The organism is Vibrio sp. TRT 1302 (assembly GCF_050113875.1).
Lineage (GTDB): Bacteria > Pseudomonadota > Gammaproteobacteria > Enterobacterales > Vibrionaceae > Vibrio.
The window spans coordinates 31,878-56,974 of the sequence record NZ_JBNJOF010000022.1; the positions used below are offsets into that span (position 1 = coordinate 31,878).

Annotated in this window: 19 protein-coding genes; 10 read left to right on the forward strand and 9 right to left on the reverse strand. The window is 45.2% G+C overall.

The features are described 5' to 3' along the window. Positions 1 to 15 precede the first annotated feature (15 nt). From gspF to gspC, 4 genes are read right to left on the reverse strand one after another with little or no spacing between them, the layout of a single operon-like run. Positions 16 to 1,242, reverse strand: coding sequence for a type II secretion system inner membrane protein GspF (gene gspF / locus ACQEXP_RS18370; RefSeq protein ID WP_269376964.1), 1,227 nt, complete (start codon positions 1,240 to 1,242; stop codon positions 16 to 18). Next, positions 1,242 to 2,732 carry a type II secretion system ATPase GspE gene (gene gspE / locus ACQEXP_RS18375; protein WP_269376963.1) on the reverse strand — a complete coding sequence of 497 codons (1,491 nt, stop codon included), beginning with the start codon at positions 2,730 to 2,732 and terminating at the stop codon, positions 1,242 to 1,244. Before gspE ends, gspF begins: the two co-directional genes overlap by 1 nt. Beyond that, entirely contained in the window at positions 2,732 to 4,756 is a 2,025-nt protein-coding gene (gspD, locus tag ACQEXP_RS18380; RefSeq protein ID WP_269376962.1) for a type II secretion system secretin GspD, read from the reverse strand. The genes gspE and gspD overlap by 1 nt, the downstream gene beginning before the upstream one ends. Before the next feature lie 35 nt (positions 4,757 to 4,791). Next, a complete protein-coding gene (gene gspC / locus ACQEXP_RS18385) occupies positions 4,792 to 5,685 on the reverse strand; it encodes a type II secretion system protein GspC (RefSeq protein WP_269376961.1) in 894 nt (297 codons plus the stop codon). Positions 5,686 to 5,910: 225 nt separating this feature from the next. Between gspC and hslR the strand changes: the two genes are divergently transcribed. The 4 genes from hslR (at position 5,911) to ACQEXP_RS18405 (ending at position 11,230) form a co-directional block, all read left to right on the forward strand. Next, positions 5,911 to 6,297, forward strand: coding sequence for a ribosome-associated heat shock protein Hsp15 (gene hslR, locus ACQEXP_RS18390; RefSeq protein ID WP_138972904.1), 387 nt, complete (start codon positions 5,911 to 5,913; stop codon positions 6,295 to 6,297). 29 nt (positions 6,298 to 6,326) lie between these two features. Next, entirely contained in the window at positions 6,327 to 7,202 is an 876-nt protein-coding gene (gene hslO, locus ACQEXP_RS18395) for an Hsp33 family molecular chaperone HslO (protein ID WP_426971169.1), read from the forward strand. Between the two features lie 336 nt (positions 7,203 to 7,538). Further along, the gene (gene pckA / locus ACQEXP_RS18400; RefSeq protein ID WP_269376959.1) at positions 7,539 to 9,167 is read left to right on the forward strand and encodes a phosphoenolpyruvate carboxykinase (ATP); all 1,629 of its coding nucleotides are present in this window, start codon (positions 7,539 to 7,541) and stop codon (positions 9,165 to 9,167) included. 113 nt (positions 9,168 to 9,280) lie between these two features. Then, the gene (locus tag ACQEXP_RS18405; protein ID WP_426971170.1) at positions 9,281 to 11,230 is read left to right on the forward strand and encodes an AsmA family protein; all 1,950 of its coding nucleotides are present in this window, start codon (positions 9,281 to 9,283) and stop codon (positions 11,228 to 11,230) included. On the opposite strand, the gene ACQEXP_RS18410 is transcribed toward ACQEXP_RS18405, so the two are convergent. From ACQEXP_RS18410 to ACQEXP_RS18420, 3 genes are read right to left on the reverse strand one after another with little or no spacing between them, the layout of a single operon-like run. Beyond that, on the reverse strand, positions 11,188 to 12,123 hold the full coding sequence (locus ACQEXP_RS18410; protein ID WP_269376957.1) for a bifunctional GNAT family N-acetyltransferase/hotdog fold thioesterase: 936 nt from the start codon (positions 12,121 to 12,123) through the stop codon (positions 11,188 to 11,190). The genes ACQEXP_RS18405 and ACQEXP_RS18410 overlap by 43 nt on opposite strands. 51 nt (positions 12,124 to 12,174) lie before the next feature. Further along, a complete protein-coding gene (dtd, locus tag ACQEXP_RS18415; RefSeq protein ID WP_426971171.1) occupies positions 12,175 to 12,609 on the reverse strand; it encodes a D-aminoacyl-tRNA deacylase in 435 nt (144 codons plus the stop codon). Further along, entirely contained in the window at positions 12,581 to 13,495 is a 915-nt protein-coding gene (locus ACQEXP_RS18420) for a virulence factor BrkB family protein (RefSeq protein ID WP_426971178.1), read from the reverse strand. Before ACQEXP_RS18420 ends, dtd begins: the two co-directional genes overlap by 29 nt. A gap of 62 nt (positions 13,496 to 13,557) precedes the next feature. Here ACQEXP_RS18420 and ACQEXP_RS18425 point away from each other — a divergent pair, with 62 nt between their 5' ends. Beyond that, a complete protein-coding gene (locus tag ACQEXP_RS18425; RefSeq protein WP_426971172.1) occupies positions 13,558 to 14,199 on the forward strand; it encodes a DUF2959 domain-containing protein in 642 nt (213 codons plus the stop codon). A 29-nt stretch (positions 14,200 to 14,228) separates the two neighbouring features. Here ACQEXP_RS18425 and ACQEXP_RS18430 read toward each other — a convergent pair whose 3' ends face one another. Both ACQEXP_RS18430 and typA read right to left on the reverse strand, forming a co-directional pair. Beyond that, positions 14,229 to 14,771, reverse strand: coding sequence for an AAA family ATPase (locus ACQEXP_RS18430; RefSeq protein WP_426971173.1), 543 nt, complete (start codon positions 14,769 to 14,771; stop codon positions 14,229 to 14,231). 70 nt (positions 14,772 to 14,841) lie between these two features. Continuing rightward, complete coding sequence (gene typA / locus ACQEXP_RS18435) at positions 14,842 to 16,671, reverse strand: translational GTPase TypA (RefSeq protein WP_426971174.1); 1,830 nt, start codon at positions 16,669 to 16,671, stop codon at positions 14,842 to 14,844. Positions 16,672 to 17,158: 487 nt separating this feature from the next. On the opposite strand from typA, the gene glnA reads away from it, so the two are divergent. From glnA to ACQEXP_RS18460, 5 genes are all read left to right on the forward strand, one after another. Continuing rightward, on the forward strand, positions 17,159 to 18,568 hold the full coding sequence (glnA, locus tag ACQEXP_RS18440; protein ID WP_269376949.1) for a glutamate--ammonia ligase: 1,410 nt from the start codon (positions 17,159 to 17,161) through the stop codon (positions 18,566 to 18,568). A gap of 323 nt (positions 18,569 to 18,891) precedes the next feature. Next, a complete protein-coding gene (gene glnL, locus ACQEXP_RS18445; protein WP_426971175.1) occupies positions 18,892 to 19,953 on the forward strand; it encodes a nitrogen regulation protein NR(II) in 1,062 nt (353 codons plus the stop codon). 35 nt (positions 19,954 to 19,988) lie between these two features. Then, entirely contained in the window at positions 19,989 to 21,392 is a 1,404-nt protein-coding gene (gene glnG, locus ACQEXP_RS18450) for a nitrogen regulation protein NR(I) (protein ID WP_269376947.1), read from the forward strand. Between the two features lie 141 nt (positions 21,393 to 21,533). Continuing rightward, positions 21,534 to 24,074 (forward strand): EAL domain-containing protein, encoded by a 2,541-nt coding sequence (locus tag ACQEXP_RS18455; protein WP_426971176.1) that lies wholly within the window; start codon positions 21,534 to 21,536, stop codon positions 24,072 to 24,074. Between the two features lie 70 nt (positions 24,075 to 24,144). Next, positions 24,145 to 24,954, forward strand: a complete 810-nt coding sequence (locus ACQEXP_RS18460; RefSeq protein ID WP_426971177.1) for a substrate-binding periplasmic protein — start codon at positions 24,145 to 24,147, stop codon at positions 24,952 to 24,954. The last annotated feature ends 143 nt before the right edge of the window (positions 24,955 to 25,097 follow it).

Genomic DNA, 25,097 nt, shown 5'->3' on the forward strand with positions numbered 1-25,097 from the left:
ATACGCTCAAAGCTATTATGAACTCATTAAATTATTCATTTCTAAAATTGGCATTAACGTCGCCATAACGATAAATAGAACCAACCCAGCCATAAGAGCGATCAGTGCTGGAGTAAAGATCCCTAACGCAATATTCACCGTTGATTCAAAATTTGCATCTTGGTTATCCGCGGCACGTGTCAGCATCGCCTCTAATTCACCACTTTGTTCACCACTGGCAATCATGTGTAGCATCATTGGAGGGAAAAGTTTGGTCTGCTCCAAAGCGCGACGCAAACTTGAGCCTTCACGAACATTATCCGTAGCAATTAAGACCTGCTGTTTGACGTAATGGTTCGACATTACATCCACCGCGACCCGCATACCTTCTAAGATAGGGATTGCGCTCGATGTACATATCGATAATGTACGAGCAAACCGAGAAGTATTCAGCCCACGAGCAATTTTCCCAACCAGTGGCATCGCGATAATTTTTCGGTCCCATTTGAGACGTACATTCGGCTTGCTCAAAGCGTATTTAAACAGATAAGTCATCAAAATAACGGCCACAAGAAGCTGTAGCCCCCAGTTCTGAATAAACTCACTTGAGGCGAGCAAAAACTGGGTGGATTGAGGTAACTCCTGACCCATCTGTACAAATTGACCAACAATTTTCGGAACGACTGCCGCGAGAAGGAAAGCAACGATACCGATCGCAAACACCACCAGCACCACAGGGTATATCAATGCCTGCTGTAATTTGGAACGCATCTTTTGACGATTTTCCGCATAATCTGCCAATCGTTCTAAAACCGAATCCAAATGACCTGACTTTTCTCCAGCAGATACCATTGAGCGAAACAGATCATCAAAAACATGAGGATAGTCCGCCAAACTGTCCGCCAAGGTATAACCTTCCGTCACTTTGGAACGCACTGCCAACAGCATGGTGCGAATACGAGGTTTTTCTGACTGTTCGGAAACGGCTCTTAAACACTCTTCTAATGGCATACCGGACTGAACGAGTGTGGCCAGTTGACGGGTCACTAGAGCGAGATCTGGTGTACTTAAACCACGCTTAAACTGAAATAAAGATGGCTGTTCGCTCTTCTTTTTCGCTTGCTGGCGAGCTTCACTCACTTCGACTGGAATCAAGCCCTGTTCTTTAAGCCGAGCTCGAACCTGCCGACCATTGTCGCCTTCAATCACGCCTTTTTTGGTTTTGCCTTTGGCGTCGAGAGCCTTATATTCGAATGCCGCCATTAGCTTTCCTTAGTCACTCGCAATACTTCCTCAAGTGACGTAATGCCTTGACGGACTTTACTCAAGCCATCACTCCGAATACTTGGAGTATGCTGGCGGATATGCTTCTCTATCTCTTGCTCACCCGCTTCACCGTGAATGAGTGTCTGGACATTTTCATCCACTACCAAGAGCTCATAAATACCAGTACGCCCACGATAACCTTTAAAGTTACACGCTTCGCAGCCACAAGCTCGATATAAGGTCAGCTCTGCTTCAGGCTCGATAGCAAACAATTTCTTTGTTTCGGCATCGGGTTGATATGGTTCCTTACAGCTAGGGCATAACGTTCTAACCAAACGTTGTGCAAGAACCCCAAGAAGTGAAGAGGAGATTAGAAATGGCTCAATGCCCATGTCTCTCAAACGAGTAATGGCGCCAATTGCCGTATTGGTATGGAGCGTCGACATCACTAAGTGACCAGTCAAAGACGCTTGAACCGCAATCTGCGCGGTCTCAAGGTCACGAATCTCACCCACCATCACCACGTCAGGGTCCTGACGAAGAATCGCACGCAAGCCTCGGGCAAACGTCATATCAACCTTTGGATTGACTTGAGTCTGACCGATACCATCAATATCAAACTCAATCGGATCTTCGACGGTAAGAATGTTGCGCTCGTTGCTGTTAATCTCCGTCAATCCTGCATACAAGGTTGTTGATTTACCCGAACCTGTCGGACCGGTAACCAACAAAATACCGTGTGGTCGCTGAATCATGCCGCGAAATGCATCATGATTTGACGGGGTCATTCCTAAGCTATGCAAGTCTAACCGCGTGGCATTTTTGTCTAGTAGACGCATAACCACTCGCTCACCATGTGAAGAAGGCATCGTTGAAACACGCACATCAACCGCTCGACCGCCGATTCTCAGAGAAATGCGGCCGTCTTGTGGTACTCGCTTCTCAGCAATATCAAGTCTAGCCATCACTTTTACGCGTGAGACCAGCAATGGCGCTAGTTTACGGCTAGGTGAAAGTACCTCGCGGAGCACACCGTCAACACGAAAACGGATAGAAAGACTCTTTTCAAATGTCTCGATGTGGATATCTGAAGCACCTTCCTTGATCGCTTCACCTAGCATGGCATTAATCAGCTTGATAATTGGCGCATCATCTTCAGATTCGAGCAAGTCTTCATCTTGTGGCAAATCTTCAGCCAAAGAGAAAAAGTCATCACTATCAGCGCCAATATCTTCCATTAGCTGACGAGCTTCAGAAGAATCTCGTTGATAGGCTTCCGTTAGTTTACTTTCAAACGCCTCGGTACTGATCGACTGCAATGAAAAAGTCTGAGCACAAAAACGCTTCACTTCTAACAAAGCTTGGACTGAAATAGGTTCAACGTAATAGAGCACCATTCCTGCTTCAGTTGGTTCAAGCACTAGCTTGAACCGATTGGCAAAACTAAATGGTAGACGCTTTGAGTATGACGTGACTTGTACGTCCATTACTGTTTATCCATCTGGTCTAGAAACGCTTGTATTTCAACTGGGTGACGGATTTCTTCACCATATTTAGGGAGCACAGGGATATTGTCATTGCTCATTAGTTTTAAGCCTTGATCAGCCTTGTAAAGCTGTTCTGCACGAATGAAATTGTACTTACGTTGAGTAATGCCATCCGCAGTCACACCATCACGAATAATGGTTGGCTTGATAAACACCATGAGGTTTTTCTTCTCAACCTGTGTGCTGGTTGACTTAAACAGATGCCCTAAATACGGAATATCACCCAATAGCGGCACTTTGGATTCACTTTCTAGTGCTCGCTCATCGATCAGGCCACCTAATACGATCATTGAACCGTCTTCAACCATCACAGAAGTGTTTAGCTGACGCTTAGCAAAACGTACGTCGACAGCACCATTAGCCCCAAGCACGTTCGACACTTCTTGTTCAATATTGAGCTGGACCGAATTACCTTCATTTATCTGAGGCACCACTTTCAGTTTGATGCCCACTTCTTTACGATCGACCGTTTGGAACGGATTATCATTGTTAGAGCCCGCTGTCGAACCCGTAATAACAGGTACTTCTTCACCAACGATGAACGACGCCTCACCATTGTCCATGACGGTAATACTTGGCGAAGAAAGAATATTAGAGTTTGAGTCAGTTGAAACCGCGCTAATTAAAGCGGTCCAATCGCCCATAACAACACTCAACGCAGCACCGTTAACGCCTGACAGGGCCGAAGCTAATGTGCTGTAGTCGCCTTTTTCAGTCGACTGGCGTGACTCCCACTTGTTGGTCGTCGAGTTCCAGTAACTCTCAGTTGTCGTAGTATCTTTAGCCTCTTCGAGTCCGACCATCACTTGTCCAATCGGTACACCCGTATTTCCGTATTGAATTACCGCACCACTCTCAAGGGAACCCCACTGTACGCCTAGATTGACCCCATCTCCTTCGGCCATTTCTACGATCAAGGCTTCAATCAGTACTTGTGCACGACGGATATCAAGCTGGGCAATGACATCTTGGATAGCATTCATAATATCTGGCGGAGCAGTAAGAACCAGAGCATTCGTCTCAGGGTGAGCGGCGATCATCACCTCACCACGCTGAGTACCACTCCCTTTAGTACCCGTCGACTTCTCCGCTTGTAAGTTATCCGACACACCTTTTAGGACATCGACTAAATCTTCCGCTTTAGCATACTTAAGATAAACGACGCGGTTGTTGCCTTTGGAGGCCATTTCAACATCTAGCTGCTGGATAAGCTTTCTCAGACGTTGACGAACTTGGGGATCACCGGAAATCAGAATCGAGTTGGTGCGGTCATCAGCGACGAAGCTTGGCTGCAAAAATGCTGGAGTATTTTTGGCTTCCGTCGTTTTATTCAAGGCTTCAACGATTCGCACCATTTCTGCCGCAGACGCGTTCGATAGCTCAACCACCTCGATCTCTTTGTCACCCGCTTGGTCGACACGCTTAATGATGTCTGCCAAGCGATTCACAACCGCTGCGCGTCCAGTAATTAAGATAATGTTCGCAGGATCGTAGTGAACAACGTTACCCGCACCCGCATTGTCGTTCAATTGACGCAACAACGGCGAAAGCTCACGCACCGACACGTTTCGCACAGCAACAACACGAGTAACAACCTCATCACCATTGATACGGCCATCTCCTACAACAGGGACGGCTGACGTTTTCGCATCTTTTGCTTTAATCACTTTCAGAATGCCATTGTCCATTTCAACAACAGCAAAACCGTAGACTTCCAGTACATTGAGGAAAAAGCTGTAATATTGCTCTTCGGTCAACATATCGTAACTACGTACATCTATCTTACCGCGCACAGAAGGCTCGACGATGATCGTCTTCTCTAAGTTACGTCCAACTATATTGATAAACTCACTGATGTCTGTGCCCTTAAAGCTGGCACTAAAATCATCAGCCACCGACATTGTTGGTGATACTAGTAAGCTTCCTGCTAAAAGCCATGCGCTTTTTTTAAGCCAATGGTTCACTCTTTACTCCTCGATAGGACGTCGCGACGTCCATCTTATAATTCAATATATATCTCAAATAACTGGCCATCGCGTTCAACAGTCAAAGTAACTTCATTCATCTGCGACAAGTTTTGCCAAACTTCACCCATTGACGCTGAGTCTTTTAAATCAAGTCCGTTGATCGCCGTAGCAATATCACCTGCTTTTAATCCAACAGATTCAAATAGAGCTTTATCTTTACCTGGGGACAATCGATACCCGACCACCTCTTCGTCTCGCTTTACTTGCGACATTCGCACATATTCAAAGAGCATTTGTGCGTCGTTACGAATCTCTTCGCGTATCTGATCTAAGGTATCTTGAGATGCATTCGATACTATTTGTTTACTGCTGCTTTCTATTACCTGAGGGGCTGGCTTAGTGAACTTCAATCCCTCAAGCATGACGGTTTCGTTTCGACCCGAGTTATCAATGATCACACGGTCTTGCTGCACCTGAATCAGTTTTGCTCGCGTCCCTTCAATCATTTCATTCAAACCGTAGGTTGCTTGAGTACCTTTATTAGCGATAACAGCCAAGCTCTTCTCTGGAACAGAACTGGTTACAACACCAACCAACACTAAGTTAAGACGACTCTTAGGTGCATCTTGAACCTTGGGTTGCTGAACAACTGGCGCATTGCTCTGATATTGGCCAAATAGATGGCTATTTTGCAGGTTAGATAGGTCTATTTGTGGCGAACTGGTCGTTTCTTGTCTCGCCACGTTAGAAGGCTGCCATTTAGATACGCTCGGTATGCTCCATGGTTGCCAAATCATTTGTCCTGCTATCCATGCTGTGACTGTTAGCAATATGAACATAACCGCAAAGCTTACTCTTTGCTGTACTTGCTGTTGCTTAAATGCCTCACCTAACTTCATTAGCGTATTCATGCTGTTGTGCTTCACTCAAGTTCCTTCTTTGCTGGGTTAGGTGAATTTACCGTAATTTATCAGATAAATAGCGTTGAATTGTATCAAAACAAGCAATATCCAAACATAGCAAACTCTTATATTGTCACGACGGACTATGCCAATTTTTATGATCTTGCTTGAAAAAACCTACACTCGTCACCATTGTTAGTGCATGTAACAGGGCATCAATAATATTCACCTTAGAGGGTAAAAATCACCATGGGTTCCCAAACCGAAGCGGTAAGGCTCGACAAATGGCTATGGGCTGCGCGCTTTTATAAAACTCGCTCCATCGCTCGAAATATGGTCGATGGTGGCAAAGTCCATTATAATGGGCAACGCAGTAAACCTAGCAAAGCTGTTGAACTCGGGGCGATCATCACTTTAAGGCAAGGCCAAGAAGAGAAAACCGTGGTTATTGAGCAAATCTCAGATCAACGCCGTGGAGCTCCCGAAGCTCAACTGCTCTATTCCGAGACCGCTGAGAGTATTAGTAAGCGCGAAGAAAACGCGACACGTCGCAGACTTCATGCTCACAATCCAAGCCCAGAGCGTCGTCCAGATAAAAAACAGCGCCGCGACATCATTAAATTTAAGCACCAATAAGCTCAACCAGATTTACGAGGAAACGCCACATGGCAAGCAATGTTTTAAACCGCTACTTATTTGAAGACCTTTCTGTTCGTGGCGAGTTGGTACAATTGGATGAAGCTTACCAACGTATTATTTCTAGCAAGGAATACCCAGCACCAATTCAGAAGTTGCTAGGCGAGCTATTGGTTTCAACAACACTTTTGACAGCAACTCTGAAATTTGAAGGCTCAATTACAATGCAACTTCAGGGCGACGGTCCTGTATCGCTTGCCGTCATCAATGGCGATCACGATCAGAAGATTCGTGGTGTTGCACGTTTTGAAGGCGACATCGCTGACGATGCTACGATTCATGACCTGATGGGTAAAGGTCACTTAGTGATCACTATCGATCCTAAGAAAGGTGAGCGTTACCAAGGGATTGTTGGTCTTGAAGGCGAAAACTTATCTGAGATCCTAGAAACGTACTTTGCCAACTCTGAGCAGCTAAAAACTCGCCTATGGCTACGTGCTGGTAAATATGAAGGCAAGGCGCATGCGGCAGGTATGTTAATCCAAGTTATGCCTGATGGTACTGGTACGCCTGATGATTTCGAGCACCTAGAGCAACTAACTAACACAGTAAAAGATGAAGAGCTATTTAGCTTAGAAGCAAATGAGCTTCTATACCGTCTCTACAACCAAGAGAAAGTTCGCGTGTTCGAACCTCAACCGGTTGAGTTCTTCTGCGGTTGTTCTCGTGAACGTAGCGGCGCAGCAATTCTTACCATTGAGCGTACGGAAATAAATGACATTTTGGCAGAGATTGGTTCAATTTCTTTACATTGTGATTACTGCGGCACGAACTATTCGTTCGACGAAGCAGAAGTATCAGAGCTATTTAATCAAGCAAATTCTGGTAACAAAACGCTGCATTAATTCTTACGACTTATCAAGTCTGTAATTTACCCTTCAAAAGGCCAGCACTCGCTGGCCTTTTTGTGATCAAAACCTCGCTACACCTAGCCTTCGCCGTAATAAATTAACCTGTTAATTTTAGACAATTAATAATAGTTTTGCTCTAGCGCAAAGCTTTGCGCACACGATAAACTAGCTCTACCAATATGTGATGTGTCGCTTAAAACCCCAATAAAATTAAGGATATTTTTTGAGCTATATCCCTGTTTTATCTGAGGCCCATTGCTAGCATGGTGAGCAGATAAAAATTAAAAAATTATTACAAAATCCCTACAAATATTCCGATAAGGAGCACCTATGACCGTTATGGAACATACAAAGGCTGCAACAATTGATCTTACCAAACACGGGCTTCAAAACGTAAAGGAGGTTATTCGTAACCCTAGCTATGAAGTGTTGTTCGAAGAAGAAACTCGCGCTGATCTGGAAGGCTATGAAAAAGGCGTAGTCACCGAATTAGGAGCAGTCGCTGTTGATACTGGTATTTTTACCGGCCGCTCACCAAAAGATAAATACATCGTCAAAGATGCGACAACTGAAGAACATATGTGGTGGACTTCAGATTCAGTAAAAAATGATAACAAACCAATCGACCAGGCTGTTTGGAATGATTTAAAAGAGCTTGTGACTGGCCAGCTTTCTGGCAAACGAGTATTCGTTATCGATGGTTACTGTGGTGCTAACCCAGACACGCGTTTAAGTATTCGCGTTATTACAGAAGTGGCGTGGCAAGCGCACTTTGTGAAAAACATGTTCATTCGTCCAAGCGAAGAAGAGCTCGCGACTTTTGAGCCAGACTTCGTTGTCATGAACGGTGCAAAATGTACCAACCAGAAGTGGCAAGAACACGGCCTCAATTCTGAAAACTTCACAGTATTCAACCTCACAGAGCGCATGCAGCTTATCGGCGGTACTTGGTACGGCGGCGAAATGAAGAAAGGCATGTTTGCGATGATGAACTACTTCCTTCCGCTAAAAGACATTGCATCAATGCACTGTAGTGCCAACATGGGCAAAGACGGTGATGTTGCGATCTTCTTTGGTCTATCTGGTACAGGTAAAACAACCCTATCCACCGATCCGAAGCGTGCACTGATCGGTGATGACGAACACGGCTGGGATGACGATGGTGTCTTCAACTTTGAAGGCGGTTGTTACGCGAAAACCATCAAACTATCGAAAGAAGCTGAACCAGATATCTACAATGCAATCCGTCGTGATGCTCTTCTAGAAAACGTAACGGTACGCTCGGATGGCTCAATCGACTTTGATGACGGTTCAAAAACTGAAAACACTCGCGTTTCTTACCCAATTGAACATATCGAAAACATCGTTAAGCCAATTTCAAAAGGCGGCCACGCAAACAAAGTTATCTTCCTATCTGCGGATGCGTTTGGTGTTCTTCCTCCGGTATCAAAACTGACTCCAGAGCAGACTAAGTACCACTTCCTATCAGGCTTTACCGCTAAGCTAGCAGGTACAGAGCGTGGTATCACTGAACCAACACCAACATTCTCTGCTTGTTTCGGTGCAGCATTCCTAACGCTACACCCAACCAAATATGCAGAAGTTCTAGTGAAACGTATGGAAGCGGCAGGCGCTGAAGCTTACCTAGTGAACACTGGCTGGAACGGTACTGGCAAACGTATTTCGATTCAGGATACTCGTGGCATCATTGACGCGATTCTAGACGGTTCAATTGAACACGCTGAGACGAAGCACATCCCAATCTTCAACCTTGAAGTACCAACAGCACTTCACGATGTTGACCCTGGCATCCTAGATCCTCGTGATACCTACACAGATCCACTGCAATGGGAAAGCAAAGCAAAAGATCTAGCGACTCGCTTTATCAATAACTTTGATAAGTACACTGATAATGATGAAGGTAAGGCTCTTGTCGCTGCTGGTCCTCAGCTCGATTAGTGACCTATTTACTATTTGTCTATCTAAGCCCCTCATTTGAGGGGCTTTTTGTTGCCTGAAACCAAAATTTGTTCCAAGCTAGTATCACTAATCATTAAGGGAAGTGATTCATCGTGAAAAAAGCACTGTTGCTGCTGAGTATCCTGCTTGTCAGTATTGCCACTCTGTCGATTTTGACGCTTTATATCGTGATGCAATCACAATACGCTCCCAAAGCGGTCAACCTGCTAATCAGCAAGCTTACTCCCTACTCAATAACCACTTCTGGCGTGCAATATACGGCCCCCTTTCAACTCAAACTCAGTGATGTTGAAATTCAATCTTCTGAACGTGTCATCATGCTGCCAGCAGTGACCCTTTGGCTTAGCCAAATACCGTGGCAACAGAATAAACTTTCCTTCGACTCGATCCTTATAGAAGGTGCCACAATTAATCTTGAGGCAATGCATGCAGAACTCATTGGCAGTGTATACGTCCACCAGCTCGCATTGAAACATGTCGACATTAGTGCACCAAAATGGTCAGCTCGGAGCGTCAATCTGCAAATAGAGCAACCTCGTTGGGTTACAAGCAACCAATCCTTACCTTACGGTGATATCCAACTTTCGGCTGAACAGCTCTACATGCAAGGCGAGGCGCTGAATAACCTGCTGATCGATATGCGTTATCAGGAAGAAAATAGTACGATTTTTGGTGGTTCATTTAACTGGCGGGGCGCTGTTTTTTCTGGGCAAGCAGAGCAGTATTCCCAAGGTTGGTCGTTAGTTAATGTCACCATCGACAAACTCTCTTTGCCAGAAAGCGAGCAAGTTGAGCAACTGGTCACGACCTTAAATAACCTTAGCTTGCCGATCAATCACATTAATAGCCTCGATATACTCAGTAGTTCATTTAACTATGGACACTGGCGCTTCGAACAGCTTGATGCATCGCTAGAAAACCTCTCACTCGATGATTCACTGTGGCAGCATCAAAGTGGATATGTCTCTTTTGATGCCGAAAGTATCAGTAATCAACAAGTACAACTCTTCTCCCCTAGAGCAAGATTGGCATTGGCACCACAACAAGTCACGATTGAAGAGTTTGACGCAGATTTTAGACAAGGGCGAGTTCAGTTACAGGGGACGGTCAGCCCTAAACAAGTAGCTTTGAAGCAACTCAAGATCGTCGGTGTAAAGTGGCTGGAGCAAACCGAACAAGCCATCCCCGCCTTTACCGAAATGGTGAGCAACCTCCGTAAGTTAACCATCGAAACACTTAACGTTGAGAACAGCCAATTTATTCAGGTAGAAAAACGCCCATATTGGCAAGTTTCGGGGCTAAACGTCACCGGTTCGCAACTATCATTCATCGACGAAAACAAAGCAGGACTGTTGTCAGGAGACTTAGAAATCAGCGCTAACGCGGCAAGCATCGACAAACTGATCGCCACTCAGGCACACGTGAAAGCGCACGCAGAGAACAATCGAGTCACCCTTGAGCGTGCGTTTATTCCTTTAGAGCAAGGCTATATCGAAGCGTCAGGGATTTGGGACAGAGGCTCTGTTAGCGCTCCTTGGTCACTCTCGGTTCATGCCGATGGACTTCCATTAGACCACTATCTTCTGCAGCAACGAATGCCATTCTCGCTATCAGGATTGGCAGAAGCAGAAGTCGAGCTTAAAGGGTTATCTGGTGACTACTCGATGCTATCTCATAGCCTATCGGGGCATATTCTCACTCAACTACATCAAACTCAGCTAGATGCGGTCAGCCTTGATGGTGAAAAAAACTACCAGCAAACATTAGATCTCAGCGAGATCACGCTTCACGCTGACAGAGGACGCATGGTGATTGCGGGAGGAAATGACAACGCTCAAATAGCGGGTGAAGTCGATCTCACCAAACTTGAATTTGCGACCTTGTTACTGAAAGCTGAACAGAAATGCCAAGAGCTTTGGTCTGATGTTCTAGGTAAAGCGAATGTGATTAAACAAACCTGTAGTGATAAGGAGCCTCCGCTTCCGAAGGCCGTCGATAGTCATGACTTTGATTTGGAAGCAGAGCCCAGTACAGCTTTGTAGTTCGGTAGCAGCATGTAGGTACCCACAAAATCCACCGCAGCTTTGTCTCCACTGTAGATGGTCACGTGAATCACAATACGTGCTTTGCGCCCAGAAGCCAGTCGGTCTAAGTCACCACTAATGCCATCAAGGGACGTAGATGCAACGGGGTTCTGCGTGACTGGATGACGATAACGAATTTGGCTGTCAGCCAACACAATATCACCGGTGAGGTTACGCTCTTTCATTAGCAACCACGTTAGACCCCAGCCAGTTAAGGTGGCGAGAGTAAATGCCGACCCAGCAAACATCGTATTGTGAGGGTTTAAGTTCGGGTTTAGCTGCGCACTACACTCAAACTGATAGCCCGTGTATTGGTTGATTTTGATACCCATTTTGTCACTAATGGGAATCTGATTCTCCCAGCGCTCTTGCAACTCTGTACACCATTCAGGCTTACGCAATACGTTAGCCATTGGATCGAGTTGTTTCACCATTTGTTGGTGACGAACAGGTCCACGCTCATCGGTCAGCTCACCACGTCGTTCAAATCCATTCTTCTCATAAAACGAAATGGCATCTTCTCGGGCATTACAAACCAGTCGTTTGGCACCTTCCTGACGCGCTAACGACTCCAGAGCAACGAGGACTAATGAACCCATCCCTTTACTGCGCCGATTACCTTTTACCGCCATATAGCGAATCTGACCTTCGCTATCTGGGGTTATGTAGAGACGACCAATCGCCATAGGTAAACCGCGTCCATCAACTATCATGCGGTGATGGCTCATGGGATCGTATTCATCACGCTCTGAGCCAATCGGCATACGCCAAGGCTCCCTTAGCATCTGCCAACGAAAGTGATAATACTTATTGAGTTGGTTCTCTGTTTTTGGCGTGATCAGCTTAAACATAAAAATCCTTTTTTATGGAGACAGATAGTGTCTCCCCACTATTTCTTATAATTATACTTGTAACCAGAAGGTGACTGGGCCGTCATTGACCAAAGACACCTTCATATCAGCAGCAAAACGTCCGCGTTCTGTAGGAAGAACCTCTGCACATCGATCGGCAAAGTACTCATATAAGCGCTCAGCTTCCGCAGGATGAGCACCTCTAGAAAATCCCGCTCGAGTGCCTTTTTTTGTGTCAGCAGGAAGAGTGAACTGAGAGACCACCAACACTTTACCTTCAACTTGTTGGACATTGAGGTTCATTTTGTCTTCTTCATCACCAAAAACACGATAAGTCGTCACGCGCTCCATTAGGCGCTTCGCCTTTGCTTCATCATCGTCTTTTTCTACCCCTAGTAGCACAAGTAGACCTTTGTCTATCTCTCCAACCACTTCACCATCTACGCGTACGGCTGCTTCACTCACTCTTTGGATCAGGGCTATCACTGTGCTTTCCTTCTGACGTTTTAACTTGAATTTTTGTTGAGTGTACCACTTCTTTGGACTCGCTCCACTGCTCTCTTTCTCCCAGAGCGGCGGTAACTTCGGCACCAACTAGTACAATAAGCCAACACAGATACACCCAAACAAACAGAATAGGAATAGCCGCTAATGCACCATAGATCAGCTGGTACGATGGAAACTGAGTGATATATGCCGCGAAGCCTTTTTTACTTGCTTCAAACAACAATGCCGCGACAATTGCCCCCACCATAGCATGGGAAATGCGAACTTTTTTATTCGGTACCAAAAGGTACAAACCAACAAACGCAAAGAAAGACAACAGAAACGGCAACCAGCGCAGCAGTAGATCATAAATCCCTGAGATGGCTTCACTTTCGATAATTTTCAAAGATGTAACGTAAGAAGTCGCGGCTATACTGGCACCAACCAGAATTGGACCAAGAGTCAAAACCATCCAATACATCGAAAAGGAAAATACAGCGCGGCGCTTTTGTTTAACTCGCCAAATGTAGTTAAGGTTCTTATCGATATTTGAAATCAGCATCAACGCGGCAACAAAAAGAAAAGCACCACCCACTGCGCTCATCTTGCCCGTATTGGCGACAAACTCCAGCAATGCCCCCTTAACGGCATCTCCAGCCGCAGGCACAAAGTGGGTAATAACAAAGTCTTGAATCGCGTCACCAGCATTTTCAAATATCGCAAAAGACGAAAGCACAGAAAGCAATACGGTCAACATTGGTACGATAGATAACAAGGTAATGTAAGCAAGATATCCCGCATTCACATTGACTCTATCATGCCCCATACGGGTCAGCAGATAGCGTACAAACAACACCGCTTGCTTAATCAATGGCTCGATTTTCAACTTGTATCTCCCAACTAACTCAGTCATCCTAACGTTCTAATTCTAAAGGAAAGGAACCCATCATGCCGTACTTACTGGCGATTGTATTGTCGATTTTTACCTTAACAGGATGTCAATCAGCCTATTACTCCGCAATGGAACAAGTAGGCTACCACAAACGCGACATCATGGTGGATCGTGTCGAAGATGCAAAAGAATCACAGCAAGATGCCCAACAAGAATTTACCAGTGCTTTGGAAGCTCTCTCAGCTTTAACAAACTTTGATGGTGGTGAACTGGAAACGGTGTACAACCAGATCAATGACAAGTATCAAGATAGCGAGAAAGCGGCACAAGAAGTGAGTGATCGAATTGCGGCAATTGAAGATGTTTCTGATGCCTTATTTGCAGAGTGGCAAAGCGAGCTCGAACTCTACACTAGCAGCAAGCTCCGTCGCGCCAGTGAGCAAAAATTAAAAGAGACTCAACGCTCATACAACACAATGCTGTCGGCGATGAAACGTGCTGAAGATAAGATGACACCAGTGCTCAATACACTGCGTGACAACACTCTCTACTTAAAACATAACCTCAACGCCAGTGCAATCGGCGCACTGCAAGGTGAGTTCACAAGCTTAGAGCAAGATATTCAATACGCAATTAAACAAATGAACGCAGCCATTGCTGAATCAGATAAGTTCCTACAGAAACTAAGCCAAAAATAACGGATAAAACCTCCTCCACTCGAGGAGGTTTAGTTGACTGATCCACACTCTAGCGCTAACTCGTTGACCACAAACTTAACCCTCTCAGATATAGTTGCCCAAGGCACTTCCACCACTTGATAACCAAGCTCAGTGTATGTCTCAACCAATATCTGATGTATCTCTAAGGCTTCCTCAAAGCTATGTGGGCGCACGTCGTCCTGAACATAGATAGATGACTCTGGGCGACAAAAAAACACCTTGGGGTAATAACCCGCACTTTGCGTGATGAACATTGGTGGCACTTCACACCTCGCCAATTTCAAATAACCAATAATGTCCACTATGGCTCGATCAAGGAAGGCAATCTCGTAATTTTCTGCATCACTTTTCTGCTTAGCCATCAAATCGAAACATAACTGAGCAAATGCTGGCAAATTTGTCCAAGGCAAGACACCATTATCCAGCAGACTCTGCTGCTCAATTAACGTGCGTGAGCCCTCAGCGAAAGTGGTGTAACCTCTCGCTCCCAGCATGTTCAATAACGTCGTTTTGCCCGCTCCTGGGCCACCTGTAATAATAATTGGGGTCATGGCGACAATATTCCAGATAAAAAAAGCCCCGAGCATCGCTCAGGGCTTATTCAATCTAATCCGTTACAGATTACTTAGCTGCACGAGAAGCACGCTTACGATCGCTTTCCGTTAGGAATTTCTTACGTACACGGATGCTTTCAGGAGTAACTTCTACTAGCTCGTCGTCATCGATAAATTCTAGAGCTTGCTCTAGTGTCATGATGATTGGCGGCGTAAGAACCTGTGCATCATCAGTACCAGATGCACGAACGTTAGTTAGCTGCTTACCTTTAAGTGCGTTTACAGTCAGATCGTTATCACGGCTGTGAATACCGATAACCATGCCTTCGTAAACTTCTACACCGTGACCAATGAATAGGCGACCACGTTCTTGAAGGTTAAATAGTGCGTTAGTTAGCGCTTTACCCGCTGCGTTAGCAATCAACACACCGTTGATACGTTGACCGATGTTACCGCCTTTGTGTGGGCCGTAGTGATCAAACGTATGGTAAAGAAGACCAGAACCTGAAGTTAGAGTCATAAATTCTGTTTGGAAACCAATTAGACCACGAGATGGCATAACGAAATCCATACGGATGCGACCTTTACCATCAGGAGACATGTCTTTCAGCTCACCTTTACGTAGGCCGATGTTTTCCATGATACCGCCCTGATGCTCTTCCATCACGTCGATAGTTACCGTTTCAAACGGTTCCATTAGCTGACCATTTTCTTCTTTAATGATTACTTCTGGACGAGATACTGCTAGCTCGAAACCTTCACGACGCATGTTTTCGATCAGGATAGATAGGTGAAGCTCACCACGACCTGATACACGGAATTTGTCTGGATCGTCTGTTTGTTCAACACGTAGTGCAACGTTGTGTACAAGTTCTTTTTCTAGGCGCTCAAGAATGTTACGTGAAGTAACGAACTTACCTTCTTTACCTGCAAACGGAGACGTGTTTACTTGGAACGTCATTGTTACTGTTGGTTCATCAACAGACAGTGCTGGTAGTGCTTCAACTTGGTTTTGAGCACAGATAGTGTCAGAGATTTTCAGCTCGCCAAGACCTGTGATTGCGATGATATCGCCCGCATGAGCTTGCTCAATTTCGTGACGCTCAAGGCCTAGGTAGCCCATTACCGTACCGACTTTACCGTTACGAGTTTTACCGTCTGCACCAATAACCGTTACTTGTTGGTTAGGTTTAACGCTACCACGTGTTACACGTGCAACACCGATAACACCAACGTAAGAGCTGTAGTCTAGCTGAGAAACTTGCATCTGTAGTGGACCTTCAAGGTCAACTTCTGGTGCCGCTACTTCTTCAACGATAGTTTGGAATAGTGGTTCCATGTTCTCGCCAGTTTCACCCTCTTCTAGAGCTGCCCAACCGTTAAGTGCTGATGCGTAAACCACTTTAAAGTCTAGCTGGTCATCAGTAGCACCTAGGTTGTCGAATAGGTCGAACACTTGGTCCATAACCCAATCAGGACGAGCGCCAGGACGGTCAATCTTGTTGATAACAACGATAGGCTTAAGACCGTGAGCAAATGCTTTTTGTGTTACGAAACGCGTTTGAGGCATTGGGCCGTCAACTGCGTCAACGATAAGTAGCACTGAGTCTACCATCGACATAATACGTTCTACTTCACCACCGAAGTCCGCGTGTCCCGGAGTGTCTACGATGTTGATACGGTAGTCATTCCAGTTAATCGCTGTGTTCTTAGCAAGAATGGTAATACCACGCTCTTTTTCGATGTCGTTCGAGTCCATGACTCGCTCTTCAGCTTCACCGCGAGACTCTAAAGTACCTGATTGCTGTAGTAGTTTATCAACCAGTGTTGTTTTACCGTGGTCAACGTGCGCGATGATCGCGATATTTCTTAATTTATCAATCTGTGGAGTAGCCATGGATTTGATTCGCTCGATAGAAGAAGCCCGCTAACAAAAACTCAGTTTTGAATAGCGCACTTACTTGATTAAAAAAACGGCCATAATGTACCAGATTCTAGCGAAAAACCCAGAAATATGTGATCTGATTCGCTGCATTTCAACAGATATTTTTCTAGCCACCACGAAATCACCAAACGTAAGACCAAATCCTGATTGACATCGAAGGGAAAACTCGGCTGAATGGAACACGATTTTGTTTGTTATTGGTGCAACAAACCCAGAGAGCACCAAAATAGTGCAACGAAAGATCATTTTGGTGCAAATTATTGCACCAAGTTAAACACCAATAAGCTAAAATGTTGAAATTAATGGAATAATTTTTTTGGCACGGTTTTGGCTTTAATAAAATCGGCATCGATTAATACGATTGAAAAGAAATTAATCAATGCTGGATTTCAAAACGAATCGAGCTAAACCGCTTTAATAACACTGGAGGTTATCCAAGATGTCAGTAGAAAACGTTCTATCGCTGATCCAAGAAAACGAAGTTAAGTTTGTTGACCTACGCTTTACAGATACAAAGGGTAAAGAGCAACATATTTCAATCCCTGCTCACCAAATCGACGCAGACTTCTTCGAAGAAGGTAAGATGTTCGATGGTTCTTCTGTTGCTGGCTGGAAAGGCATCAACGAATCAGACATGGTAATGATGCCTGACGCATCATCTGCTGTTCTTGACCCATTCACTGAAGATGCAACGCTTAACCTACGTTGTGACATTCTAGAACCAGCTACAATGCAGGGCTACGACCGTGACCCACGTTCTATCGCTAAACGCGCAGAAGACTACATGCGTTCTACTGGTATCGCTGATACTGTACTCGTTGGTCCAGAGCCTGAGTTCTTCCTATTTGATGATGTAAAATTCTCAACAGATATGTCTGGCTCTTTCTTCAAAATCGACGATGTTGAAGCAGCTTGGAATACAGGTTCAGACATCGAAGGTGGTAACAAAGGTCACCGTCCAGGCGTTAAAGGTGGTTACTTCCCAGTTGCTCCTGTTGACTCTTCACAAGACATCCGTTCAGCAATGTGTCTAATCATGGAAGAGATGGGCCTAGTTGTTGAAGCTCACCACCACGAAGTTGCAACGGCTGGTCAGAACGAAATCGCTACTCGCTTTAACACGCTAACAACGAAAGCGGACGAAATCCAAATCTACAAGTACGTTGTACACAACGTTGCACACGCATTCGGCAAAACAGCGACATTCATGCCTAAGCCACTTGTAGGTGATAACGGTTCTGGTATGCACGTTCACCAATCTCTAGCGAAAGATGGCGTTAACCTATTCGCTGGCGACAAGTACGGCGGCCTATCTGAAATGGCTATCTACTACATCGGTGGTATCATCAAGCACGCTCGCGCGCTAAATGCTCTAACAAACCCATCGACTAACTCGTACAAGCGTTTGGTTCCTCACTACGAAGCTCCAGTTATGCTAGCTTACTCTGCTCGTAACCGTTCTGCGTCTATCCGTATCCCTGTGGTACCAAGCCCGAAAGCACGTCGTATCGAAGTTCGCTTCCCAGATCCAGCAGCAAACCCATACCTAGCATTTGCGGCAATGCTGATGGCTGGTCTTGATGGTATTAAGAACAAGATTCACCCAGGTGAAGCAATGGATAAAGACCTTTACGATCTACCAGCTGAAGAAGCTGCAGAGATTCCAAAGGTTGCAGAGTCACTAAAACAAGCACTTGAGTGTCTTGATGAAGACCGTGAGTTCTTGACAGCGGGTGGTGTATTCTCTGATGACTTTATCGACTCATACATTGCACTAAAAACTGCTGATGTTGAACGCGTGAACACAGCTGTTCACCCACTAGAGTTCGAACTGTACTACTCTGTATAATCGACATTAGTGCGCAACACACCGTTGCAATGACATTATTAAGGCTCGCCTTTTCGGCGAGCCTTTTTATTTTCCGATGTCGAGAATCAGACATCACTTACACCTTCAACTCTTTTGTAATTCAACACCTTATAGACGGCAAGCTTATTGCATTAACAACTCTAGATACCGTGCACTAGCTGTAGGCATGATGAATAACTGAACAGAATCGACACTAAAGTGCCCGTATGCAATAGGTTTTAGCTTCAGTTCTTACAGTGAATGCGCCATACTTGAATTTTCTTTCGCACCAAATTGGTGCGTTGCACTATTCAAGTTCAAGGATGAGGGAGAGAGCAGTGGACAGCGAACTCAATAACATTATTTTAAACCACCAAGTGACAGCGATTCTAATTATGAATGAGTCACTTCAGGTGAAGTACGCCAATCCAGCGGCTGAACAACTGTTTTCTCAAAGTGCTAAGCGAATAGTCAATCATCCACTATCACATTTAATCCAGCATGCCTCACTGGATCTTGCCCTGCTGTCACAACCACTACAAAGTGGACAAAGCATTACTGACAGCGATGTCACCTTTGTTGTCGATGGCAAACCATTGATGCTTGAAGTGACGGTGAGCCCAATTTCTTGGAATAAAAAATTAATGCTGCTGGTTGAAATGAGGAAAATAGGCCAGCAACGTCGCTTGTCCCAAGAGCTAAATCAACATGCTCAGCAACAAGCCGCTAAGCTATTAGTTAGAGGGTTAGCACATGAGATTAAAAATCCTCTCGGTGGCTTACGTGGTGCGGCTCAGCTACTAGAACGCACTCTCCCAGATCCTAGCCTAGCTGAATATACCCAAATCATTATCGAACAGGCCGATCGTTTACGCGCCTTAGTGGATCGACTACTGGGCCCACAAAGACCAGGGAAAAAGCGCCCAGAAAACCTCCACCTTATCCTTGAAAAAGTCCGTCAGCTGGTTGATCTCGAAGCCAACCAGAGTGTCACTATCGAACGCGACTACGACCCCAGCCTGCCGGAAATTCTTATGGATGCAGATCAGATTGAGCAGGCACTGCTGAATATTGTTAGTAATGCTGGACAGATTTTGAATGGGCAACAAAACGGCGAAATTATTATTCGCACCAGAACAGTGCATCAGGCCAATATTCACGGTCAACGCTGCAAGCTAGCGGCACGAATCGAAATTACAGACAACGGTCCAGGCATTCCCGCCGACCTACAAGACACTCTTTTCTACCCAATGGTGAGTGGAAGAGAAGGTGGGACAGGGTTAGGCCTGTCGATAGCACAAAATTTAATAGACCAACACCAAGGCAAAATTGACGTTGAGAGTTGGCCTGGAAGAACCACATTTACGATTTATTTACCCATTTAAACAATGGAAAGTAATCTTGCTGCAAGGAAATCAATATGAGTAAAGGATACGTTTGGGTTGTTGATGATGACAGCTCTATCCGTTGGGTGATGGAGAAGACTCTCTCATCAGCCAACATAAAGTGTGAAACCTTTGCAGATGCTGAAAGCGTTTTAATGGCACTTGAACGAGAAACGCCTGACGTACTCGTTTCAGATATTCGTATGCCAGGCATTGATGGGATTGAGCTACTTAAACAAGTACATGAATGTTCTCCTGAACTTCCTGTCATTATCATGACTGCCCACTCAGATCTTGATGCAGCGGTCAATGCCTACCAAAAAGGGGCATTTGAATATCTCCCTAAGCCTTTCGATGTTGATGAAACCCTAACTCTAGTTGAGCGAGCTATCACACATAGCCATGAGCAGAGACAAGAGCAAGCATCACTGGCTGGCGAAGGTTACACGCCACCTGAGATCATTGGCGAAGCACCAGCAATGCAGGAAGTATTCCGTGCAATCGGTCGACTGTCTCGTTCTTCGATCTCCGTACTCATCAACGGTGAATCTGGTACAGGTAAAGAGCTGGTCGCTCATGCGCTTCATCGTCATAGCCCTCGAGCCAGCAAACCCTTTATTGCTCTTAATATGGCGGCGATACCAAAAGACTTGATTGAGTCAGAGCTGTTTGGCCATGAAAAAGGCGCCTTTACCGGAGCCAACAGCGTTCGCCAAGGACGCTTTGAACAAGCCAATGGCGGAACCTTATTTTTGGATGAGATCGGTGACATGCCGCTCGATATTCAAACACGACTACTACGAGTATTAGCGGATGGTCAGTTCTATCGTGTTGGTGGACACTCTCCAATCAAAGTGGATGTTCGTATCGTCGCAGCAACACACCAGAACCTTGAGAAGCTCGTTTCAAAAGGCAACTTCCGCGAAGACTTGTTTCATCGCCTCAACGTCATTCGAATTCATATCCCAGCCCTGAGAGAGCGCAAACAGGATATAGAAAAACTCACTTTACACTTCTTAGCATTAGCGGCGGAAGAACTCAGTGTTGATGTCAAAACACTGCATCCCAGCACGGTAGAAACGCTTAATCGTTTGGATTGGCCAGGTAACGTTCGTCAGTTAGAAAACATCTGTCGCTGGTTGACTGTTATGGCGAGTGGCTCAGAAATCCTACCTGGAGATCTCCCCACAGAACTGCTTGAGGACAAGAAGCACAACAATGTCAGCTCAGCAGGTTCATGGCAGCAACAGTTAGCAAACTGGGCAAGAAACTCTCTTTCTCAAGGAGATACCGAGCTACTTTCTTACGCACTTCCTGAATTTGAGCGTATACTTTTGGAAGCAGCGTTAGAACATACTAACGGTCATAAACAAGACGCAGCGAAAGTTTTAGGCTGGGGACGTAACACCCTGACCCGAAAGCTCAAAGAGCTTTACTGACATGAAGTCGCTTAACAACCGACTCGGATAATGGAGGTTACTACGGATAGATTGTAGATAGCAGTCTATTATTTGTATGGTAATCACCGTTTTACCCACTGTCACTCGCCTTAGTATAACGATTAGTGCATAAGGGGTCGGATGAAAGCGACTACAAAGATCACCCTCAGAACAGCTGTTGTACTGCCGTTTGTATTGATATTTATCTTTACAATCGGAGTGATCATAGCAGTACAGAAGAACAGCTATGAAGAGATGGTCGTCGATATCAGCAGTAAACAACTGTCAGCTCTAACTGAGAATGTCAGACTTGAGCTTAATAGTTTTCTCAATGAACCCTTTCAGGCAAGTCTTGCTCTCAGCCACTCCATTGGGTTCAATGAACTTTATCGTTCAGGAGACACATCTGATATTGAGCAATATTTCCTGACCTCCTTTCGCGATCTCTATAATACCTTCCCTCAACTCGATGTTATCGGTTTCGGCGGAGAAAGTGCTGAGTACGTAGGTTTCCGCAAAGAGCCTGATAAAAGCTACACCTTAATGGTTCAGGATAATCGTACCCAATATAAGTTGGTCATTTATCGTGGAGAAGTCGTTAACGACAACGTTCGCTCGGTGATCGATAACTATGATCCTAGAGTCCGACCATGGTATGCCCCCGTAGCCAAAACGCGTCTGCCCATGTGGTCATCCATCTATGCCAATGCAGATGAAAGACAAGAGATCACCTTATCCGCTTTAACCCCCGTATTTTATGGCGATCAATTCCAAGGGGTGGTAGTAACTGATGTCAAAATCGACACATTTAATACCTTCCTAAAAGAACAGCAAAAGCACACCAACGCACTCATCTATATTGTCGATGACAAGAAGCGTCTCGTAGCTCACTCAACGAATGGTAATGTCGTCTCTTGGGGTACATCTTTAACGCCAAAAGGGGAGCGACTATTCGCAACAGAAAGTACCGACCCAATAATCAAAGCCAATGCCGAATATTCGGCATCACAAGAGTTATACCAACTGAACCAGACTCAACGTTTTACACTCGATATCAGTGGAGATCGCTATTTCAACCATTTCACCCCTTACATCGATGAGCATGGTTTGAAATGGTATATCGGTGTCGCTATTTCCGAGTCACATCTGCTCGGTAAACTGCCAGAAAGTCAGAGAAATAGTTGGGTGATTGGATTAATAGCGAGCTTTATCGGTATCGTTGTTGGTTTGCTCGCCTTTAACCAGATAATGACACCCATCACCTCAACAGCAGCGGCAGCCAAACGTCTTGCGAAGGGTGACTGGGATAGCCATATGCCACAGCCTGGCAATATCTATGAAACCTCTATGCTGGTGTTCGCATTTAACGAAATGGCCAACAACTTAAAAGCCTCATTCAGAGCATTACGAACTCAATTGCTCTATGACTCGTTAACTAACCTCTATAGTCGCGAAGGCTTGATTGATACGTGTGATTCTCTCGGTAAGTTGGACGGCATTTTGTTGCTGGTAGGAATCAATAAATTCAGAGATATCAACGACAGTTTAGGTCATAGTCTAGGCGATCAGATTCTCAGTGTTATATCTCGCCGGCTCAAATCCCTTTTCACCAATCAACACTATCTAGCCAGAATAGGAGGGGATGAGTTCGCCATCTACATTCCCGATCGACAAACCTGCGCTAATTCTAAAATCCTTGCAGATCAAATCATTGAAATGTTCGCATCGCCATTTCTGATTGAACAAGAGAGTGTTGTCATCAGTGTCTCAGTCGGCGTTGTTGAAGACGGGCCGGATGCCAACATGACTGTGTGGCTAAGAAACGGTAGCATCGCGCTGAGTAATGCAAAACATGACGCGACAAGCATCAGCTACTACCGCCCTGAAATGGCGGATATCTCTCGAAATAGAACCATGATGCTAGCGAAGATAAAAGATGCCATTGAGCACAAAGAGTTTTTGCCTTTCTATCAACCACTCATTGATTTGAACAGTGGCAAAGTCGTGGGTGCAGAAGCCCTAGCAAGATGGTTCTCCCCTACGCAAGGCTTACTACCACCTATGGATTTTATTCCATTAGCGGAAGAAAGCGGGTTAATTGGTGCAATAGGAGAGCATATTCTAACTCAAGCGTGCAATGATACTGTTCAGGGTCTCAAAGAAGGCAAGTGGGACGAGTCATTCAATATGCATGTTAACCTCTCAGTTAATCAGCTTTCTCAACCGACTTTTATCCAAGTCCTACAAAGAATACTGGCACAGTCAAACCTCAATGCCAGTAACCTTACCTTAGAGATTACTGAATCACGCATCGTAGACAACGATCCAGTAACAATACAAAACTTGCAGGCTATCCGAGATCTAGGGGTGAAAATTGCGATCGATGACTTCGGAACGGGATACAGCTCCCTTGCTTATTTGCATAAGCTACCGTTTGACTGCCTCAAGATAGACCGAGCTTTTGTTCGTGGTCTAGATCCTCAAAATCTAGATACGTCGATTGTGGCGGCGATCGTTAACATGACTCGAGGAATGAGAGTCAGCATAGTAGCCGAAGGCATTGAAACATATGAGCAAGAGCGCCTCATTACCAAACTAGGTTGCTCACTTGGTCAAGGTTTCCTCTACAGCCGACCAGTCCCTTATGCCGAGTGGCCAACCAACTTGGTCACAAAGAAATAGTGATTCGTCCACTCTAATAGAAGTAGATCGTCTAAACTGACTAGTATCTTCTCCTTAACCGGAGTAAATCATGACGAATAAAGCTTTCTATATCGCCCTAGGAGCAGCCGCAAGTCTTTTGGCTTTCAGTAGCCACGCTTGCACGCTTACCATGGGCTATCGAACCAATGAGCGCCCTCCTCTCATAGCCAAGTCCCCTGATAATAGTGGCTTGTACCAACACTTCTATCAGGTCGTAGCGAACAAGATTGGCTGCGAACTGGATATTGTTCGAGGCCCTAAAAAGCGAATCCTCAAGCAGCTTCAAGATGGAGAAATAGACTTCTACCCAGGCTTCAACTTTAACGATCAGCGAGCAGAATTTACGTTTTTTATTGCGAATGGTTTCCCTGGTGGTGAAATTGGCATCTCTCGATCAGACTTTCCTCTAATAACCGCGCTAGAGCAGCTTGAGGGCTATACCATACTTCAAGCATTAGGTTCGCCAGATTTTGTCCGAGATCTCGAGTCGGTAAAAATATACGCTGTTCCTGAAATGACAATAGACAAAGCGGTCGGTCTGCTTAGAAAAAACCGCGGAGACTTCTACATTTACAATGGCGCTTCGATAAGACATTACCTAAAAACCAACAGCAGCAACGACATTAAAGTCCACCCCAATTGCTGTGGAGACGTCAATCCGATCTATCTTGGTTTTTCTCGTCACTCACCACACTTTAAAGAAGTAGAAAACCCTTCATACCGGAACGATAAACCCAAGGGGCCATACAATTTTCCGACTCAACTTGATTCGGACTCTAAAGCCTACCAAATGAAGCAAGTACTTGAGCAAATGGCTCTGGATGGAGAAACGGAAAGTATCTATCAGCAGTATTACTGATAAGTGAGAAATGATGGTATTGCGGGGTAAAACGAAAAAGCCCGCTGCGTATGCAGCGGGCTTCTCAATGTGGCGGAGAGATAGGGATTTGAACCCTAGATACGCTATTAACGTATGCCGGTTTTCAAGACCGGTGCTTTCAA

Coding starts and splice junctions, on each gene's coding strand:
- typA (WP_426971174.1), bottom strand. CDS start 16,671: ATGGCTACTCCACAGATTGATAAATTAAGAAATATCGCGATCATCGCG.
- gspE (WP_269376963.1), bottom strand. CDS start 2,732: ATGGACGTACAAGTCACGTCATACTCAAAGCGTCTACCATTTAGTTTT.
- ACQEXP_RS18455 (WP_426971176.1), top strand. CDS start 21,534: ATGAAAGCGACTACAAAGATCACCCTCAGAACAGCTGTTGTACTGCCG.
- gspF (WP_269376964.1), bottom strand. CDS start 1,242: ATGGCGGCATTCGAATATAAGGCTCTCGACGCCAAAGGCAAAACCAAA.
- hslO (WP_426971169.1), top strand. CDS start 6,327: ATGGCAAGCAATGTTTTAAACCGCTACTTATTTGAAGACCTTTCTGTT.
- glnG (WP_269376947.1), top strand. CDS start 19,989: ATGAGTAAAGGATACGTTTGGGTTGTTGATGATGACAGCTCTATCCGT.
- ACQEXP_RS18430 (WP_426971173.1), bottom strand. CDS start 14,771: ATGACCCCAATTATTATTACAGGTGGCCCAGGAGCGGGCAAAACGACG.
- glnL (WP_426971175.1), top strand. CDS start 18,892: ATGAGGGAGAGAGCAGTGGACAGCGAACTCAATAACATTATTTTAAAC.
- ACQEXP_RS18425 (WP_426971172.1), top strand. CDS start 13,558: ATGCCGTACTTACTGGCGATTGTATTGTCGATTTTTACCTTAACAGGA.
- ACQEXP_RS18410 (WP_269376957.1), bottom strand. CDS start 12,123: ATGTTTAAGCTGATCACGCCAAAAACAGAGAACCAACTCAATAAGTAT.
- hslR (WP_138972904.1), top strand. CDS start 5,911: ATGGGTTCCCAAACCGAAGCGGTAAGGCTCGACAAATGGCTATGGGCT.
- glnA (WP_269376949.1), top strand. CDS start 17,159: ATGTCAGTAGAAAACGTTCTATCGCTGATCCAAGAAAACGAAGTTAAG.
- ACQEXP_RS18460 (WP_426971177.1), top strand. CDS start 24,145: ATGACGAATAAAGCTTTCTATATCGCCCTAGGAGCAGCCGCAAGTCTT.
- pckA (WP_269376959.1), top strand. CDS start 7,539: ATGACCGTTATGGAACATACAAAGGCTGCAACAATTGATCTTACCAAA.